14 protein-coding genes are annotated in these 18674 nt (G+C 70.6%); 3 read left to right on the top strand and 11 right to left on the bottom strand.

Annotated elements, in window-relative coordinates:
* Positions 1 to 39 precede the first annotated feature (39 nt).
* Together aroC and AB0K52_RS14460 are read right to left on the bottom strand one after the other, a co-directional pair.
* Positions 40 to 1218 carry a chorismate synthase gene (gene aroC / locus AB0K52_RS14465; RefSeq protein WP_363531356.1) on the bottom strand — a complete coding sequence of 393 codons (1179 nt, stop codon included), beginning with the start codon at positions 1216 to 1218 and terminating at the stop codon, positions 40 to 42.
* A 117-nt stretch (positions 1219 to 1335) separates the two neighbouring features.
* Positions 1336 to 1689, bottom strand: a complete 354-nt coding sequence (locus tag AB0K52_RS14460; protein ID WP_363531353.1) for a cupin domain-containing protein — start codon at positions 1687 to 1689, stop codon at positions 1336 to 1338.
* A gap of 287 nt (positions 1690 to 1976) precedes the next feature.
* Between AB0K52_RS14460 and AB0K52_RS14455 the strand changes: the two genes are divergently transcribed.
* The gene (locus AB0K52_RS14455; RefSeq protein ID WP_363531351.1) at positions 1977 to 2966 is read left to right on the top strand and encodes a LacI family DNA-binding transcriptional regulator; all 990 of its coding nucleotides are present in this window, start codon (positions 1977 to 1979) and stop codon (positions 2964 to 2966) included.
* 72 nt (positions 2967 to 3038) lie between these two features.
* On the top strand, positions 3039 to 5624 hold the full coding sequence (locus tag AB0K52_RS14450) for a glycoside hydrolase family 9 protein (protein ID WP_363531348.1): 2586 nt from the start codon (positions 3039 to 3041) through the stop codon (positions 5622 to 5624).
* A gap of 65 nt (positions 5625 to 5689) precedes the next feature.
* On the opposite strand, the gene AB0K52_RS14445 is transcribed toward AB0K52_RS14450, so the two are convergent.
* The 4 genes from AB0K52_RS14445 to gsmA all read right to left on the bottom strand — a co-directional run bounded on the left by AB0K52_RS14445 (position 5690) and on the right by gsmA (position 11115).
* Positions 5690 to 5995: a hypothetical protein gene (locus AB0K52_RS14445; protein ID WP_363531346.1), complete on the bottom strand. Its 306-nt coding sequence runs from the start codon at positions 5993 to 5995 to the stop codon at positions 5690 to 5692.
* 162 nt (positions 5996 to 6157) lie between these two features.
* Entirely contained in the window at positions 6158 to 6769 is a 612-nt protein-coding gene (locus AB0K52_RS14440) for an A24 family peptidase (protein WP_363531343.1), read from the bottom strand.
* A gap of 130 nt (positions 6770 to 6899) precedes the next feature.
* Entirely contained in the window at positions 6900 to 9809 is a 2910-nt protein-coding gene (gene uvrA, locus AB0K52_RS14435; protein ID WP_363531458.1) for an excinuclease ABC subunit UvrA, read from the bottom strand.
* Between the two features lie 244 nt (positions 9810 to 10053).
* Complete coding sequence (gene gsmA / locus AB0K52_RS14430; protein ID WP_363531341.1) at positions 10054 to 11115, bottom strand: sporangiospore maturation cell wall hydrolase GsmA; 1062 nt, start codon at positions 11113 to 11115, stop codon at positions 10054 to 10056.
* Between the two features lie 178 nt (positions 11116 to 11293).
* On the opposite strand from gsmA, the gene typA reads away from it, so the two are divergent.
* The gene (typA, locus tag AB0K52_RS14425; protein ID WP_363531338.1) at positions 11294 to 13165 is read left to right on the top strand and encodes a translational GTPase TypA; all 1872 of its coding nucleotides are present in this window, start codon (positions 11294 to 11296) and stop codon (positions 13163 to 13165) included.
* A 145-nt stretch (positions 13166 to 13310) separates the two neighbouring features.
* On the opposite strand, the gene AB0K52_RS14420 is transcribed toward typA, so the two are convergent.
* The 5 genes from AB0K52_RS14420 to mraZ all read right to left on the bottom strand — a co-directional run bounded on the left by AB0K52_RS14420 (position 13311) and on the right by mraZ (position 18529).
* Complete coding sequence (locus tag AB0K52_RS14420; RefSeq protein WP_363531335.1) at positions 13311 to 14225, bottom strand: PAC2 family protein; 915 nt, start codon at positions 14223 to 14225, stop codon at positions 13311 to 13313.
* A gap of 113 nt (positions 14226 to 14338) precedes the next feature.
* Entirely contained in the window at positions 14339 to 16531 is a 2193-nt protein-coding gene (locus tag AB0K52_RS14415; RefSeq protein ID WP_363531332.1) for a penicillin-binding transpeptidase domain-containing protein, read from the bottom strand.
* Between the two features lie 8 nt (positions 16532 to 16539).
* Positions 16540 to 17115, bottom strand: a complete 576-nt coding sequence (locus AB0K52_RS14410; RefSeq protein ID WP_363531329.1) for a hypothetical protein — start codon at positions 17113 to 17115, stop codon at positions 16540 to 16542.
* Positions 17112 to 18080, bottom strand: coding sequence for a 16S rRNA (cytosine(1402)-N(4))-methyltransferase RsmH (gene rsmH, locus AB0K52_RS14405; RefSeq protein WP_363531326.1), 969 nt, complete (start codon positions 18078 to 18080; stop codon positions 17112 to 17114). Before rsmH ends, AB0K52_RS14410 begins: the two co-directional genes overlap by 4 nt.
* A 17-nt stretch (positions 18081 to 18097) precedes the next feature.
* The gene (gene mraZ, locus AB0K52_RS14400) at positions 18098 to 18529 is read right to left on the bottom strand and encodes a division/cell wall cluster transcriptional repressor MraZ (RefSeq protein ID WP_363531323.1); all 432 of its coding nucleotides are present in this window, start codon (positions 18527 to 18529) and stop codon (positions 18098 to 18100) included.
* Positions 18530 to 18674 lie beyond the last annotated feature (145 nt).

Genomic DNA, 18674 nt, shown 5'->3' with positions numbered 1-18674 from the left:
GTTCAAGGAGGGGCGAGCGCAGCGACGGGTGCGGGCCATCTACTTGACCCGCAGGTTCTCGAGGTAGCTCTCGAAGTTGCGGCGGGATTCGGGGACGGAGTCGCCGCCGAACTTCTCCAGGGCCGCTTCGGCGAGGACGTAGGCGACCATGTGCTCGGCGACGACGGCCCCGGCGGGCACCGCGCAGACGTCGGAGCGCTGGTTGATCGCCTCCGCGGGTTCGCCGGTGACGGTGTCGATGGTGCGCAGCGGGCGGGTCAGCGACGAGATGGGCTTGAGCATCGCGGAGACGCGGAGCGGCTGGCCGGTGGTGATGCCGCCTTCGAGGCCGCCGGCGCGGTCGGTGAGGCGCTGGACGCCGCCGGGGCCGGGGACGATCTCGTCGTGGGCGGAGGAGCCGCGGACGGCGGCCTGCATGAGGCCGTCGCCGATCTCGACGGCCTTGACCGACTGGATCGACATGAGGGCGGTGGCGAGGCGCGCGTCGAGCTTGCGGTCCCACTGGACGTGGGAGCCGAGCCCGGGCGGGAGGCCGTAGGCGAGGACTTCGACGACGCCGCCGAGGGTGTCGGCGTCCTTCTTGGCGGCGTCGACCTCGGCGATCATGCGGGCGGAGGCCTCGGGGTCCATGCAGCGCAGCGGGTCGGCGTCGACGGCGGCGAAGTCGTCCGGGGTCGGCACGAGGCCTTCCTTGGCGCGGACGGGGCCCAGGGCCTTGACGTGGGAGACGATCTCGATGCCGAAGGCCTGCTTGAGGAAGGCCTTGGCGGCGGTGCCGCCGGCGACGCGCGCGGCGGTCTCGCGGGCGGAGGCGCGCTCGAGGATCGGGCGGGCGTCGTCGTGGTCGTACTTCTGCATGCCGGCGAGGTCGGCGTGGCCGGGGCGCGGGCGGGTGAGCGGGGCGTTGCGGGCGATGCCTTCGAGCTCGGCCGGGTCGACCGGGTCGGCGGCCATGACGGTCTCCCACTTGGGCCACTCGGAGTTGCCGACGCGGATGGCGACCGGCGAGCCGAGGGTGCGGCCGTGGCGGACGCCCCCGATGAAGCTGACGGCGTCGGCCTCGAACTTCATGCGCGCGCCGCGGCCGTAACCGAGGCGGCGGCGGGCCAGTTCGGCGGCGACCGCCTCGGTGGTCAGCTCGATCCCGGCGGGCAGGCCGTCGAGGGTGACCACGAGTTCGGGTCCGTGAGATTCTCCAGCTGTCATCCATCGCAACACGCCTCAAGTCTGCCACCCGGCCGGATGTGATCCGGCACCTGGTGGAAAGCGTGTCTCAGGGGGTGGGCGCGAGGTCGGCCGCCCTCGCGGTGCGGGAGCGGCCGGGCGATCGGGTCGCTATTTGCCGTCGAAGGCCTTGCCGAAGTCGACGAGAACGACCTTGTGGTCGCCCACGACCTCGGCGTCGTGGCCCGGCGGGATGTCGAAGGCGTCGCCGGCGTTGATGTCCTTGTCGGTGCCGTCGTTCATGTGGACCTGCAGGTGCCCCTCGATGCAGTAGCCGAGGTGGTGGACCTGGCACGAGTCGGTGCCGGCGATCGGTTTGACGTCGTTCGACCAGCGCCAGCCCTTGTCGAACTCGGAGAGTTCGACGGGCATGCCGTCGATCACGACCGTGTCCCGGTGGCCGTGGCCGCTGAGGTCCATGGTCTCGTCGGGTTGTTTGAAGCTCTTGACTGCCAGCTGATGCATGGCGTTCACCCCCAGGGCTGAGTCTATGGCCGATTCGGGAGCCTTATTCGCGTTTCGGCGGTGCCCCATCACCTGGGTAAGGGCTTGCCTTGGCGGCCGCGCCCGGTCCTCGGGGGCGGGCTTCCTGGTACCGGGTGGTTACACTGGTCACTTCGTTCCCAGGTCAACCCCTCAATTACTGGAACTTTCAACAAAGCTGCATAAGGAAGGACGACGGTGCGATGAACCCCCAGCACGCGCGGAGATCCCCAGACCGCAACCCGGCACCGCGGTCTCGCAAACCCACGATGGCCGACGTCGCCGCCGAGGTCGGCGTCTCGCGGGCATTGGTGTCGCTGGTGTTCCGCGGCCAGCCCGGCGCGAGCCCCGACACCCGCGAGCGGGTCTTCGACGCCGCCGCGCGACTCGGCTACAAGCCGGACATGGCCGCGCGGTTGCTCGCCCGCGGCCGCAGCAAGGTCCTCGGCGTGCTCTTCACGGCCCGGAACCCGTACCACGTGGACCTCGTGGAAGCGATCTACCCGGCGGCCGAGGAGCTCGGCTACGACCTGGTGCTGAGCGCGACGGTGCCGACCCGCAACGAGCACAACGCGATCGAGGCGCTCATCGGGCACCGCAGCGAGGCGCTGCTGCTGTGCGGGCCGACCATCCCCGACGCGGACGTGACCGAGCTGGGCACGCGGGTGCCCACCGTGGTGCTCGGGCGCCACATCAGGGACGCGCGGGTCGACGTGGTGACCTCCTACGACCGGCCCGGCGCGCGCGAGGTGGTCGACTACCTCGTGGGCCTGGGCCACCGCGACATCGTGCACGTGGACGCGGGCAACCGGCCGGGCGGGCCGGAGCGGCGGCGGGCGTACCGGGACGCGATGCGCGCGCACGGCCTGGCCGACCGCATCCGCGTCATCCCCGGCAACCACTCCCAGGAGGGCGGCTCCGACGCGGCGCGACTGCTCCTCGAGGAGGACGCGCCGCTGCCGACGGCGGTGTTCGCGGCGAACGACCAGTGCGCGATCGGGCTGCTCGACGTGTTCACGCGGGCCGGGGTGAAGATCCCCGAGCAGGTCTCGATCGTCGGCTACGACGACAGCCACATCGCCGGGCTCAGCCATATCGACCTGACGACGGTGCGCCAGGACGCGCGCCGGCTCGCCCGGCTCGCCGTGGAGGCGGCCGACGAACAACTCAGGGGCGCAAGGGAACCGGGCGTATGCCTGAAACTGGAGTCGAAACTGGTCGTGCGCGGGACGAGTGGGCCGCCGACCGCCGCCGAGTGATTGACATTTAGATACTTCGATGACAAGATGGCGGGTGGAATCGCTCCCAATCCCTTCGGAAGGCCACTTTCCATGCCGCGAACCGCACTTCGCCGGAGACGCTTCGGCGTAGCCGTCCTGACCGCACTGGCACTCGGGGCCGCCGCTGCGGCCCCCGCCGCCCAAGCCCAGGACGAGGAACCCACTGACCTCATCACCAACGGCGACTTCGCGTCCGGCACGAACGGCTGGTGGGCCACGGCCAACCTGACCGGCGCGGTCGCGGACGGCGAGTGGTGCGTCGACGTCCCCGGCGGCACCGCCAACGCCTGGGACGCCATCGTGGGCCAGGACGGCCTGCCGCTGGTCACCGGGGAGACCTACGAGCTGCGCTTCACCGCGCGCGCCTCCGCCGACGTCAGCGTGCGCGCCCTCGTGCAGCGCCCGGTCGACCCCTGGCCGACCGCGGTCGAGGAGTTCCCGCTGCTCACCGCCGAGGCGCAGGAGTTCAGCTACGCTTTCACCGCCACCGCCGACTGGACCGACGCGCAGCTCGCGTTCCAGATCGGCCGCCACGCCGAGCCGTGGCAGTTCTGCCTATCGGAGGTCCAGTTGCTCACCGGAGCCGAACCGCCCGTGTACGAGCCCGACACCGGGCCGCGCGTGCGAGTGAACCAGGTCGGGTACCTCCCCGACGGACCCAAGCGGGCCACCCTCGTCACCGACGCCGCCGACCCCGTCCCGTGGCAGCTCCGCGACGCCGCCGGATCACTGGTGGCCCAAGGGGACTCCGCGCCCTACGGCGACGAGCCGACCTCGGGCGAGGCGGTGCACGTGATCGACTTCTCGGGCGCGACCGCCACCGGCGAGGGCTTCACGCTCACCGCCGACGGCGAGACCTCGTACCCGTTCGCGATCGGCGGGAACCCTTACGGGGACATGGCGGTCGACGCGATGTCCTTCTACTACCCGCAGCGCTCGGGCATCGCGATCGACGACGCGATCGCGCCCGGTTACGGCCGCGAGGCCGGGCATGTGGACGTCGCCCCGAACCAGGGCGACGGGGCCGTGCCCTGCTTCGCCGACGCGTGCGACTACACCCTGGACGTGACCGGCGGCTGGTACGACGCGGGCGACCACGGCAAGTACGTCGTCAACGGCGGCATCTCGGTCGCGCAGCTCATGTCCGTCTACGAGCGGGCGCTCCACGCCCCCTCCGGCGACCCGGGCCGCCTCGGCGACGGCAGCCTGCGCATCCCCGAGCACGGCGACGGCGTCCCCGACGTCCTCGACGAGTCCCGCTGGGAGGTCGAGTTCCTGCTCTCGATGCAGGTGCCCGCGGGCGAGGAGCTGGCGGGCATGGCCCACCACAAGATCCACGACGAGAACTGGACCGGTCTGCCGCTCATGCCGGCCGACGACCCGCAGCCGCGCTACCTCTACCCGCCCTCGACCGCCGCGACCCTGAACCTCGCCGCGGCCGCCGCGCAGGCCGCGCGCCTGTTCGCGCCGTACGACGCCGAGTTCGCGGCAGCGTGCCTGGAAGCGGCCGAGACCGCCTGGCAGGCCGCGCTCGCGCACCCCGACATGTACGCGCCCGACACCAGCCCGGCCGGCGGCGGCCCCTACGGCGACTCGGACGTGAGCGACGAGTTCTACTGGGCCGCCTCGGAGCTGTTCCTCACCACCGGCGCGAAGTCCTACCAGGACTACGTGCTCGGCTCCGAGGTGCACGACGCCGACTCGTTCAACGCGGGCGCCTTCTACTGGGGCGGCGTGGCCGCCCTCGCCAAGCTCGACCTGGCCCTGGTGCCGAACGCGCTCCCGGGTCGGGACGAGGTGGTCGCGCAGGTCGTGGCCGGGGCCGACGGATACCTGGAACTGCAGGCCGCGAGTCCGTGGGACCTCTCCTACGGCTCCAGCGGGACCTTCGACTGGGGCTCGAACAGCGCCGTGCTCAACGAGCTCGTCGTCGTGGCGACGGCCTTCGACCTCACCGGCGAGGCCCGGTACCGCGACGGCGTGCTGGCCGGGCTCGACTACATCCTGGGCCGCAACGCCCTCGGCAACTCCTACGTGACCGGGTACGGTTCGCACGACTCGCACAACATGCACAGCCGCTGGTACGCCAACCAGCTCGACCCGAGCCTGCCGAACCCGCCCGCCGGGACGCTCGCGGGCGGCCCGAACAGCGTCACCGCGACCTGGGACCCGATCGCGCAGCGCTGGCTGAACGGCTGCGCCCCGCAGCGGTGCTACATCGACGACATCGGGTCGTGGGCGACGAACGAGCTGACGGTCAACTGGAACGCCCCGCTGGCGCAGATCGCGAACTTCGCGGCCGAGCAGGCCGTTCCGGTCGCGGCCTCGCCGTCGTGCGAGGTCGACTACCGCATCAACGGCCAGTGGCCGGGCGGGTTCAACGCGCAGGTCCTCGTCACCAACTCCGGTGACGCGCCCCTGCAGGGCGTCTCGCTGCGGTGGGCGCTGCCCACGGGCCAGTCCATCGTCCACTCCTGGAGTGCGGCGCTGGCCCAGGACGGCCACACGGTGACCGCCACGGGCCTGGCCGGCGGCCAGGACCTGCAGCCGGGCCAGACTTACACGTTCGGGTTCATCGGGAGCAAGGACGCCCGCACCGCGGTCGCGCCCGCCTCGGTGACCTGCTCTGCCGGATAACGCGATACGACCTCGGGGCGGCACCTCACGGTGCCGCCCCGAGGCGTGTTCGCGGACTGCGAGCCTCACGGCCGGATGTCGATGCGCACCTGGGACTGCGAGTCGCAGTCGCTGTCGACGTCCGTGGTGGCGAACAGGTCGAGGTCGGTGATGTCGCTCAAGTCCAAGTCGAGCCCGATGTCGCCGCTCAAGCCGACGATGCACAGGTCCGACCGGAGGTCGACCCCGCCGGACTGGTGGTTCTCGTAGCCGTCCGCGACGACGGAAGCGGTGGTCTCGGCCGCCATGGCCGGTGCGGCCATGCCCGCTGCCATGACGCCGGCGGCCGCCGCTGCGATCGCGGCCTTTGCAATAAAGCGAATCACTGTCACCTCTCAGTACTCGGTGTCGTTGTCGACCCGTTCGAGCTGGGCCGGATACGAATATAACCGGTCATTCGCGTCCCAAAAGGATAAACGGGAAAGGAGCCGAAATCCCCGCGGCGGGTTGAGCCGTGCATTTCGCTCAGCTTTCGGACGCTCGCGAATTCGGGTCTACAGGACGGCGGCCCAAGGCTCGGCCGCGATCCCCGCCGCGGTCCCGGTGAGCATCGCCGGGCCGTACGGGAAGTCCCGGCGGCCCGTCACCACCACCGCCACCGCCTGCGCGCCGCCGATCGCGATCGTGGCCGCGAGCGCCAGGACCGCCGCTTCCCAAGAGGCCCAACCGGAGACGAGTCCGAGCAGCCCGGCGAGCTTCACGTCGCCGAAGCCGATCTGGCCGAACGCGCAACCGATCCCGTAGAGCGCCATGCCGATCGCCGCGCACGCGGCGGCCCGCAGGAGCGTCCCGGGTTCACCGGTCGCGATGAGCAGCGCCGCGACGAGCGGGTAGGCGGGCAGGATGAGGGCGTCGGGCAGCCGCCGCTGGTAGACGTCGATCCACCCCGCCGCCACCCCCGCGGCCGCGACCGTGCCGAGCGCGACCCCGTGCAGCAGTCCGTCGGCGCGCCAGGCGATCAGGAGGGCCGCGGCGAGGCAGACGGCCTTGATCAGGCGCGGGTCGGGATGGCGGTCGGTCGCCAGGGCGACGCAGCGGCCCAGGCCAGGACCCGCGAGGAGGGCGGCCGTGGCCGCGCCGATATAGAGAGCACCGGGGAAGAGCACCGTGCGATGCTCGCATCGCGTTGCGGCCGAATACGGGAGCGACGCGGCCGAGTTCGGCCGCGTCGCCGGTGATCTTCGTTTCCCTTGCGCGCCAGAGGACCGGCGTCATGAGGCGGCGACCGCCGCCGCGCTAGCGCTTGGCGGCCGCCTTGCGGCCGTTGCCCGCCTTGGCCCGGCGCGCCGCCGCGCCGTCGCCGTTGCCCACGCCGTCCAAGCCGAGCAGCGGGCGCAGATACGCCCCGGTGTGGCTCGCCGCGATCGCCGCGACCTCCTCCGGGGTGCCGGCCGCCACGAGCGTGCCGCCCTTGTCGCCGCCCTCGGGGCCGAGGTCGATGACCCAGTCCGAGCACTTGATGACCTCGAGGTTGTGCTCGATCGTGATCACCGTGTTGCCCTTGTCCACCAAGCCGTCGAGCACCCCGAGGAGCTTGCGCACGTCCTCGAAGTGCAGGCCGGTGGTCGGCTCGTCCAGGATGTACACGGTCTTCCCGGTCGAGCGCTTCTGCAGCTCGGACGCGAGCTTCACGCGCTGCGCCTCGCCGCCGGACAAGGTGGGGGCGGGCTGGCCGAGGCGCACGTAGCCGAGGCCGACGTCGTTGAGCGTCTTCAGGTGCCGGTGGATCGTCTGGATCGGCTCGAAGAACTCCGCGGCCTCCTCGATCGGCATGTCGAGCACGTCCGAGATCGTCTTGCCCCGGTAGTGGACCTTGAGGGTGTCGCGGTTGTAGCGGGCCCCGCCGCACTCCTCGCACGGCACGTACACGTCGGGCAGGAAGTTCATCTCGATCTTCAGCGTGCCGTCGCCGCTGCACGCCTCGCAGCGCCCGCCCTTGACGTTGAAGGAGAACCGGCCCGGGCCCCAGCCGCGGACCTTCGCCTCCGGCGTGCCCGAGAACAGCTTGCGGACCTTGTCGAACACGCCGGTGTAGGTGGCCGGGTTCGAGCGCGGGGTGCGCCCGATCGGCGACTGGTCGACGCCCACGACCTTGTCGACCCCGTCGATGCCGGTGATGGTGCGGTGCCGGCCCGCCACGATCTTCGCGCCGTTCACCTCCGCCGCCAGCGTGTTGTACAGGATCTCGTTGACCAGCGTGGACTTGCCCGAGCCGGACACGCCGGTCACCGAGACGAGGCAGCCCATCGGGAACGCGGCGTCGATGCCCTTGAGGTTGTTCTCCCTGGCGCCCTTGACGACCAGTTCGCGGCCGTGGTCGGCCGGGCGGCGCCGCTCCGGCACCGGGATGTGCTTGCGGCCGGACACGTAGTCGCCGGTGATGGAACCCTCGGCGTCCACGAGGCCCTTGACCGGGCCGGAGTAGATGACGTGGCCGCCGTGCTCGCCCGCGCCCGGGCCGATGTCGACGATGTGGTCGGCGACGCGGATCGTGTCCTCGTCGTGCTCGACCACGATCAGCGTGTTCCCCAGGTCCCGCAGCCGCTCGAGGGTGGCGATGAGCCGGTTGTTGTCGCGCTGGTGCAGGCCGATCGACGGCTCGTCGAGCACGTACAGTACGCCCACGAGCCCGGCGCCGATCTGCGTCGCGAGCCTGATGCGCTGGGCCTCGCCGCCCGACAGGCTGCCGGCCGCGCGCGCGAGCGTCAGGTAGTCGAGGCCGACGTCGAGCAGGAACCGCAGGCGGGCCTTGACCTCCTTGACGATCGGCGCGGCGATGATCGAGTCGCGGTTGGAGAGCTTGAGCGCGTCGAAGAAGACCGCGCAGTCCGCCACGGACAGCGTGCACACCTCGTGGATGGACAGCCCCTCCACGGTGACGGCCAGGACCTCGGGCTTGAGCCGGGTGCCCTCGCAGGTCGAGCACGGGATCTCGCGCATGAACTGCTCGTACTTCTCGCGCGTCCACTCCGAGTCGGTCTCGTGGTGGCGGCGCTCGACCCACGGCACCACGCCCTCGAAGCGCGTCTCGTAGGAGCGGCGCTGGCCGCGCTTGTTGCGGTAGGAGACCTGCAGGGTCTCGTCGTATCCGTAGAGGACGGCCTTCTGCGCGCGGTCGGGCAGATCGGCCCAGGGCGTGTCCACGTCGAACCCGACCGCCTCGCCGAGCGCGATGATCTGGAACAGGAAGTAGTCGCCCATGCCGACCGAGGACCACGGCGCGAGCGCGCCGTCGCGGATGGTCGACTCCTGGTCGCGGATGACGAGCTCGGGGTCGACCTCCTTGCGCACGCCGAGGCCGTGGCACACCGGGCACGCGCCGAAGGGCGCGTTGAAGGAGAAGGTGCGCGGCTCGAGCTCGTCGAGCGAGAGCGGGTGGTCGTTGGGGCAGGCCAGCTTCTCGGAGAAGCGGCGGGTGCGGTTCGGGTCGGCGGCGTCCACGTCGACGAAGTCGAGCACCACGACCCCGTCGGCGAGGCCGAGCGCCGACTCCACCGAGTCAGTGACGCGCTGGATCGAGGAGGCCTTGACGGCGAGGCGGTCGATGACCACGTCGATGTCGTGCTTCTCCTGCTTCTTCAGCTTCGGCACGTCGGTGAGGGCGTACACCTCGCCGTCGACGCGGGCGCGGGCGTAGCCCTGCTGCTGGAGGTCGGCGAAGAGCTCCACGAACTCGCCCTTGCGCTTGCGCACGACCGGGGCCAGGACCTGGAAGCGGGTGCCCTCGGGCATGGCCATGATCTGGTCGGTGATCTGCTGCGGCGACTGGCTGACGATCGGCTCGCCGCACTGCGGGCAGTGCGGGACGCCGACGCGGGCGTACAGGAGCCGCAGGTAGTCGTAGATCTCGGTGATCGTGCCCACCGTCGACCGCGGGTTGCGGGAGGTGGACTTCTGGTCGATCGACACCGCCGGGGACAGGCCCTCGATGAAGTCGACGTCGGGCTTGTCCATCTGGCCGAGGAACTGGCGGGCATAGGCCGAGAGCGATTCGACGTAGCGGCGCTGGCCCTCCGCGAAGATCGTGTCGAAGGCCAGGGAGGACTTGCCGGAACCGGACAGGCCGGTGAAGACGATGAGCGAGTCCCGGGGGAGGTCGAGGTCGACGTCCTTGAGGTTGTGCTCGCGTGCCCCGCGCACGACGATCGTGCCGGATGCGTGGGTCTTGTTGTCGATCTGAAGGTGCTCGTTGGCCACGGTGGGAATCTAACGTTCGGGTCCGACAGTTCTGGGAGGCCCGCTGTTCGAAGCCGGGCCGCCCTACGAGGCTACTCCCCCGCTTAGTGCCGTTTCACCCGCAGATGTGACCTTCAACTCACTCGCCCGGCACGCGAAAGCGGGTCCGGTCGGCGACCGGACCCGCCCCGCTGGCAGGAAGGAAGTCTTCGGTTCAGTCGAACCGGTACAGGTCGTAGTCGTCCATGATCCCGATGAGCTTGTCCGAGTACAGCGGGTCGGTCGCGTAGCCGGCCTTGTGGATCTCCTGGGCGAAGCGCTTCGCGTCGTCCGCGTGGTCCATGGCCGTGGCGTACCGCGACCAGTTCGAGAGCAGGTCGCCGTGGTCGCGGTAGGAGTCGGCGACGTTCGCGTAGGCGCGGAACGTGGCGTCCATGTCGAAGCAGCCGCCGGTGGGGCTGCACTCGAAGGTGGCGTAGTCGCGGCAGCCGATGGCGTGGTCGCCGGGCGAGCCGAAGCACTTCATGCCGAACAGGTTGTGGTCCTCGCGGGCCAGGGCGCCCTTGCCCCAGCCGGTCTCGAGGATCGCCTGCGCGATCGTCACCGAGGCGGGCACGCCGGTGGCGCGGTCGCTGGCCTGCGCGGCGGGCGCGTGGGCGCTGATGAACCCGGCGGTGCCGCCGCGCGGCACCGAGGGCGGGTCCTGGCCGCACCAGGGCAGCCAGGGCTCGCCCGCGCTCCACTTGATGTAGGCGGCGGAGACGAAGCGCTTGTCGCCGATGCGGTACCAGGCCCCGGTCTTGCGGGCGGTGCCGTCGACCTCCTGTCCCCACACCTGGCACTGGACGCTGATGCCGGTGCCGTTGGGGTAGGCGCCCTGCCTGCCGGCGGTGGAGTTCGCGGCGGCGCGGATGTTGAGCTCGCCGCCCTTGGTGCTGACGGCGGCGTTGGTCGGCGCCTTGCTGGCGGCCGAGCACCAGGGCACGTCCTGCGCGGGCGACCAGGTGACGTAGGCGTCCGAGATCCAGCGGTCCTTGCCGATGCGCAGCCACGTCGCGGTGGTGCGGACGGTGCCGCTGATCTCCTCGCCGCGGACCATGCAAAGCACCTCGGGGTTCGCGCCCTTGGCGAGGGTCCCGGCGGTCTTCTGGTCGGTGGCCGGGCCGGTGCGGACGTTGAGGGTGCCGCCGTCGGTGGTGATGATCGCACCGGTGATCTTGGCCTGTCCGGGCAGCGCGCCGGCGAGGATCGCCCCGGCGGCGAGCGCAAGAACCATAACGAATCGGATGGATACATGGAATACGCCCATAGACGGCAGCTTAGGCAAGGAGGGATTTTCTGTCATAGGAAAGGCTTAATGTGAACAACCCTCGGCCAGGTGGCGGGATTTCTGGTGTCCGCGATCACCAGGGTTGACGCCAGGTCCGTCTCGTGCTTAAGCGACAATGGTCGTCGTGTCTACACGCTCTGATCTGCGCAACATCGCCATCGTCGCCCACGTCGACCACGGCAAGACCACGCTCGTCGACGCCATGCTCAAGCAGGCGGGCGCCTTCCGCGAGGGCGCGGCCGTCGACGACCGCGTCATGGACTCGGGTGACCTGGAACGCGAGAAGGGCATCACGATCCTCGCGAAGAACACCGCGGTCCACTACGCCAACCCGGCCGACGGCTCCGAGATGGTCATCAACATCATCGACACGCCCGGCCACGCCGACTTCGGCGGCGAGGTCGAGCGCGGCCTGTCCATGGTGGACGCCGTGGTCCTGCTGGTCGACGCCTCGGAGGGCCCGCTCCCGCAGACCCGCTTCGTGCTCCGCAAGGCGCTCTCCGCGCGCCTGCCGGTCATCCTGTGCATCAACAAGACCGACCGCCCGGACGCCCGCATCGACGAGGTCGTCAACGAGACCTACGACCTGTTCCTGGACCTGGACGCCGACGAGGACCAGATCGAGTTCCCGATCGTCTACGCCTGCGCCCGCGACGGCGTCGCCTCGCTGAACAAGCCCAAGGACGGCACCGTCCCCGAGGACTCCGACAGCCTCAAGCCGTTCTTCGACACCATCATCGAGCACGTTCCCGCGCCGGAGTACGACGAGGCGAAGCCGCTCCAGGCCCACGTCACCAACCTCGACGCCGACAACTTCCTCGGCCGCATCGCGCTGTGCCGCGTCATGGAGGGCGAGCTGCGCAAGGGCCAGACCGTCACCTGGATCAAGCGCGACGGCACCCAGCAGAACGTGCGCATCACCGAGCTGATGATGACCGAGGCGCTGACCCGCAAGCCCGCCGAGAAGGCCGGCCCCGGCGACATCTGCGCCATCGCGGGCATCCCGGACATCATGATCGGCGAGACCCTCGCCGACCCGGAGAACCCGGTCGCCCTGCCGCTCATCACGGTCGACGAGCCGGCGATCTCGATGACCATCGGCACCAACACCTCGCCGCTGGTCGGCAAGGGCGGCAAGGGCCACAAGGTCACCGCGCGCCTGGTGAAGGACCGCCTCGACCGCGAACTGGTCGGCAACGTCTCGCTCCGCGTCCTCCCGACCGAGCGCCCCGACGCCTGGGAGGTGCAGGGCCGCGGCGAGCTGGCCCTGGCGATCCTGGTCGAGCAGATGCGCCGCGAGGGCTTCGAGCTCACCGTCGGCAAGCCCGAGGTCGTCACCAAGGAGATCGACGGCAAGACCCACGAGCCGGTCGAGCGCCTGACCATCGACTCCCCCGAGGAGCACCTGGGCGCGATCACCCAGCTCATGGCGACCCGCAAGGGCCGCATGGAGACCATGACGAACCACGGTTCGGGCTGGATCCGCATGGAGTGGCTGGTGCCCTCCCGCGGCCTCATCGGCTTCCGCACCGAGTTCCTGACCCAGACCCGCGGCACCGGCATCGCGCACTCGATCTACGAGAAGCACGAGCCGTGGTTCGGGAAGCTGCAGACGCGCAACAACGGCTCGCTCGTGGCCGACCGCGCCGGGGCGGTCACCGCGTTCGCGATGATCAACCTGCAGGAGCGCGGCACGCTGTTCGTCGGCCCGACCACCGAGGTGTACGAGGGCATGATCGTCGGCGAGAACTCGCGCTCCGACGACATGGACGTGAACATCACCAAGGAGAAGAAGCTCACCAACATGCGCGCCGCCTCGGCGGACTCGACCGAGAACGTGGTCCCGCCGCGCGCGCTGTCGCTGGAGCAGTCCCTGGAGTTCTGCCGCGAGGACGAGTGCGTGGAGATCACCCCGGACACCGTCCGCATCCGCAAGGTCGTGCTCGACCAGAAGGAGCGCGGCCGCACCGCCTCCAAGGCCAAGCACGGCAAGTAGGCCCTGAACGCGAGAGCGGGCCCGACCGGAAGGTCGGGCCCGCTCTTTCGCTTGTCGAACTATTCACCGCGCTTGTTCCGGTCCGCCAAGCGCTACTTCTCGCCCTCGCCTCGCTGGCGCTCGGCGCGCCTACGGCGCAGAGGCTCTACTTGTCGTCCTCGCCTCGCTGGCGCTCGGCGAGGAAATGCTCGAAGGCCTCGCCGAGCTCGTCGGCGGTCGGCATGCGGCCGTCCTGCAGCATCTCGTCGGCCTCGGCCGCCTCGGCGAACGAGTCGTACTGCTCCTCGAGGGTCTTCACCACGTCGGCGACCTCGTCGGACTCGGCGACCTGCTCGGCGATGTCCGAGTCCACTTGGGCGCGTTCGACTTCCAGGTCCTCGTCCGAGGGCAGGTCGAGGCCGGTGGCCTCGCGGATGCCCTCGAGGAGGCGGATCGTGGCGGCCGGGTAGGTCATCTGCATGACGTAGTGCGGCACGTGGACCGAGAGCCCGATCGCGTCCCGGCCGGACTCGCCGAGGCGGTACTCCAGCAGCCCAGCGGCGTTGCCGGGGACCGTGACCTCGTTGAACACCGGGCGGTTGTCGAAGACGAGCTCGGGCCGGGTGGCGTGTACGGTCATGCCGAGCGGCCGAGTGTGCGGCACCCCCATCGGGATGCCCTGGAAGCCCAGCGTGAGCGGCACGTGCCAATGCTCGACCAGGTCCTCCACCGAGTCCACGAAGCGTTCCCACGCGAAGTCGGGCTCAGGGCCGGTCATAAGCAGGAACGGCTTGTCCGAGGCGTCGCGCATCAGGTACACGACCAGCTGCGGGGCCTCGAAGTCGGACCAGCGGTCGATCGAGAACGTGAGGTTGGGCCGCCGGGACCGGTAGTCGATGAGCTGGTCGACGTCGAACGACGCGACCGGGGTGTGCTCGCAGGTCTTGAACAGGTGGTCCACCACCCCGCGACCCGCTTGGCCTGCGTCCATGAACCCGTCGAGGAAGTGCAGCAGCACCGCTCCCCGCGCGTCGGCCGGCTCCGCCAGGACCTCGCACAGTGCCCAAGGGTCAACGTTCAAAACAATCGGCTCCTTCTTCCTTGACGCCTTCGATGCTAACGCCCGGCGCCCGCCTCCGATTCCCCCTCTTGCAGAAGTTCGTAGCGGCGTCACCCCCGCGCCCGCCGCCGCGCTCAACCCCAGACGTCGAAGGCCGGCGCGGGCTCGGTCGCGGGGCGAACCCCGAAGTAGCCCAAGGCGAACTCGTTGATCTCCTTGAACGCCTCACCGGTGGTCGTACCGCCGCCGCCGCCCCCGGGGACGTAGACGCTCACGGCCACCACGTACTGCGGGTCCTCGGCAGGCGCGAACCCCACGAACGAGGTCACGTTGCCCGGCGCGTACTCGCCGTCGACGACGAGCCCGCCGGTGCCGGTCTTGCCCGCGAGGTGGTAGTTCTCCAGCTGCGCGTTCCGGCCGGTGCCGGTCTCGGCCGCGATCGGGGCCTGCAGCAGGTACTGCAGGCTCTCGGCGGTCTCCTGCGAGACCACGCGGTGCGTGGCCGGCTCAGGCTGCTCCACGACGGTGCCGTCGGCCTCGATCTTGTGGTCGATGAGTGTGGGCTGGACGTACACGCCGTCGTTGGCGATCGCGCCGTAGAGCGCGGCCATCTGCATGATCGTCGCCGTGCCCTCGTGGCCGATCGGGACCGAGCCGGGAGAGGTGCCCGACCAGTTCTGCGGCTCCTGGAGGATGCCTCCCGCCTCGCCCTCGATGCCCACGTCCGTGGGCTTGCCGAGGCCGAAGGCCAGCTGGTACTCGTACAGCTTCTCCTTGCCGATGCAGTCGGCGAGCTGGATCGTGCCCACGTTGGACGACTGCGCGATGATCCCGGCCAGGCTCAGCACGGCGTCGCCGTGCTGGTAGCCGTCCTCGTACACCGTGTCGCCCTTGGTGATCGTCTGCTCGACGGGCATGGTGCCGTCCGGCTTGATGCAGCCCTCTTCAAGGGCCGCGGCGAAGACGATCGCCTTGTGGATCGATCCTGGGTCCACAGTGGCCTGCGTGGCGTAGTCGCGGTACGCCTCCGGATCGTCCACGTCGAACGGGTTGGCCGCGTCGTAGGTCGGGGTCGAGGCCATCGCCAGCATCTCGCCCGAGCCGACCTCCATCACCAGCGCGGAGCCGAACTCCGCGTCGTGCTCCTTCACCGTGTCCTGGAGGATGTTCTGCACCTGGAACTGGAGCTTGTCGTCGAGGGTGAGCTGGAGGTCGTTGCCCGGCACCGCCTCCTCCTCGCGGTAGAACGCGCCGGGGATGGGCTGGCCGGACTGGCTGCGCTCGTAGGAGACCTCGCCGTCCTCGCCGGAGAGCCAGTCGTCGTAGGTGGCCTCGAGGCCGCCCAGGCCGTTGCCCTCGCCACCGGTGAAGCCGATGACATTGGCGGCAAGGTCGTGCCCGGGCACGACGCGGCGCTCGTCCTCGCCGATGATGAGGCCGGGGTCCTCGAACTCGCGGATCTCGTCGCCGATGGCGAGGTCGACGCCGCGCTGCAGGTAAGCGAAGCGGATCGGGTCGCCCTGGGCGGTCTCCTTGGTCGCGATGATCGGTTCGAGGTCGGAGGCGGGGCGGCCCAGGAGCGAGGTGAGCCTCGCGGCGAGTTCCGCCGGGTCGCCCTTGACCATGCCGGGGTCGACGGCGATGTAGTTGGCCTCGATGGAGTAGGCGAGGCGGTTGCCGTTGCGGTCGAGGATCGCGCCGCGCTCGGCGGGGAGCGGTTCGGTGGTGAGGCGCTGGTTGAGCGCCTCGGCCGCGTAGGCGGCGGAGTCGGTGACCTGCAGCTGCACGAGCCGCGCGCCGGAGACGATGAGCAGGATCATCACGAAGGCCGCGGCCATGCGCAGGCGCCGCCGGGGGTTGCCGATGCGCGGGAGGCTCGCCTGCGGGCGGACCTCGATGGGGCCGGTGACGCGGACGCGGGTGGCGCCGCGGCGCGGCGGGTTGATCGGGCCGGTGCGGCGGGTCGGGCCGGGGCGCACGGTGCCGGTGCGGCGCACCGGTTCCGAGCGGACCGCGCCGGTGCGCCGGGGTTCGGCCTCGGGCTTGCGGGGCTCGGTGACGGTGCCGGTCTCGCGCTGGCGGCGCTCGCGGGAGCGGGCCGCGGCCTCGCGGCGCCTGCGCGCCGCGAGGTCGTCGGTCTCCTGCTGATGCGCGGTCCGGTTGCGTTCGCGGCGCGCGGCCTCGCGGTCGCGCGCCCCGTTCTCCCGGGCCCGGTTGTCCTCGGCCCCGTCGGCCGCCTCGCGGACGGTGCGCCCGCGAGGCGTGTAGCGGCGGGCTCGACTGATCGAGGAGGGGTCGCGCCGCCGCCGGGGGTCGGATTCGGTCATCGAGGTCCTTACTCCTTGTTCCAGGGCACCTCGACGGTCTCGCCGCCGGGCAGGTACAGGAAGGTCACCTTGTCCGGGTGGACCATGCCGTACAGGTCGGCCTGGGCCTGGAGGTTGACCGGCGTGTCCAGGTTCGCGAGCTCGTCCTCGAGGGCCTGCTCGGTCTGGTCGAGCTCACCCGCCTGGGTGCGCAGCTCCTGCAGCCGGTAGGCGTCCTCGTTGATGACCGTGTTGAGCACGAGCAGGCCGAAGATGCCGGCGACGACCAGCGCGAGGATGCCGCCGACGAACGCCGGGCGCGGCACCTCGACCGGCTCGGGCGCGGGCTTGGCCTTCGTCTCCGTGCGGGTGCGCGGGAGGACGACGGTCTCGCGCTGCGGCGCGGCCGGGGTCTCGACGGGCGGCGCCTCGACCGGTGCGGTCGCGGGCTGGACGGCGAGGTTCCCCTCGAACACAGGCGCGACGGATTCATCGGCGTCGCCGACGAGGCCCCGGCGCCGCGAGGACGCGGCGCGGGCCCGGCGGCGGGCGGCCTTGATGATCTCGTCGGGGTCGGCTTGCGCGCGACGGTACTGGTCGCTCATGGTGCGCCTCCTGCTCCTGTGGACGGTGCGATGCGTTCCGCGGCGCGGAGCCGGGCGGGCGCCGCGCGCGGATTGCGGTCGAGTTCGGTCTGTGTCGGTTGCTGGGCCTTCTTCGTAAGGAGTCGAAAGGTGGGTTCGGTTCCGGGGAGGTCGACGGGCAGGCCCGCCGGGCTGGTGGAGGCGGCTCGCTTCGCGAGCTCCTGCTTGGTGATGCGGTCTTCGAGCGAGTGGTAGGAGAGGACGACGACGCGGCCGCCGGGGGCCATCACGTCGAGCGCGGCGGGCAGCGCGCGCTGCCAGGTGTCGAGCTCGCCGTTGACCTCGATCCGCAGGGCCTGGAAGGTGCGCTTGGCGGGGTTGCCGCCGGTGCGCTTGCCCGCCTGGGGGATCGCGTCCTTGACGAGCTCGGCGAGTTCGCTGCTGGAGGTGATGCGGGCCTTCTCGCGGGCCTTGACGATCGCGGAGACGACGCGGGTGGCGAACTTCTCCTCGCCGTACTCGCGGAGGATGCGCACGAGCTCCCCGGGCTGGTACGTGTTGACGACGATCTCGGCGGTGAGTTCGTCGTCGGGGTTCATGCGCATGTCGAGCGGCGCGTCCTGGCTGTAGGCGAAGCCGCGCTCGCGCTGGTCGAGCTGCATCGAGGAGACGCCGAGGTCGAACAGGACGGCGTCGAGATGGTCGAAGCCGTTGCGCTCCAGGACTTCCGGGATCGCGTCGTAGACGGCGCGGGCCGGGATGAAGCGTTCGCCGAAACCGGCGAGGCGCTTGGAGGCGAGCTCGAGGGCGTTGGGGTCGCGGTCGACGCCGATGACCGTGAGGCCGGGGTGGGCGGTCAGCATGGCCTCGCTGTGGCCCCCGGCGCCGAGGGTCGCGTCGACGTACACCGCGCCGGGGCGCGAGGCGGCGGGCGCCAGGTACTCGAGCACTTCGTCGAGCATGACGGGGATGTGCGGCGCGTTCATTCCGCTCACCTCCTTCTCTACAGTCCTTCGGGCAGGTCGCCCTCTTCGATGTCGGCGAAGGCCTCTTCTGAGGCCTCCAGGTACTCGTCCCAGGTGGGGGTGTTCCATATCTCGACGCGGTTGGACGCGCCGATGACGGTGAGGTCGCGGTCGAGGCCGGCGTACTCGCGCAGCCGCGGCGGGATGGTGACACGGCCCTGCTTGTCGGGGACCTCGTCGTGGGCGGAGGCGAAGAAGACGCGGCTGTAGGCGCGGGCGGTCTTGCTCGACATGGGCGCCTGCTGGAGCGATTCGGCGATGCGCGTGAACTCCGCTTCGGGGAACACGTAGAGGCAGCGCTCCTGTCCCTTGGTGATCACGATGCCTTCCGCCAGTCCTTCCCTGAATTTCGCGGGGAGGATGACGCGGCCCTTGTCGTCCAGGCGCGGGTTGTGGGTGCCGAGGAACATCGGCGCCACCCCCCGTGACTCTCAGGCTGCGCGGCCGCTCCGACCGCGTCGATGGGGTGATGGCCCCACCATTGCGCCCCACCTTACTCCACTCTCCCCCACCGTTGGGGGTTGTTTCCGCGTGGCATTCGTGGTGGGCGTGGCG

This window comes from Glycomyces sp. NPDC049804, from assembly GCF_040674615.1.
GTDB lineage: Bacteria > Actinomycetota > Actinomycetes > Mycobacteriales > Micromonosporaceae > Glycomyces > Glycomyces niveus.
Note: the sequence above shows the minus strand (reverse complement) of the source record. Positions and strands in the feature narration are given on the sequence as shown.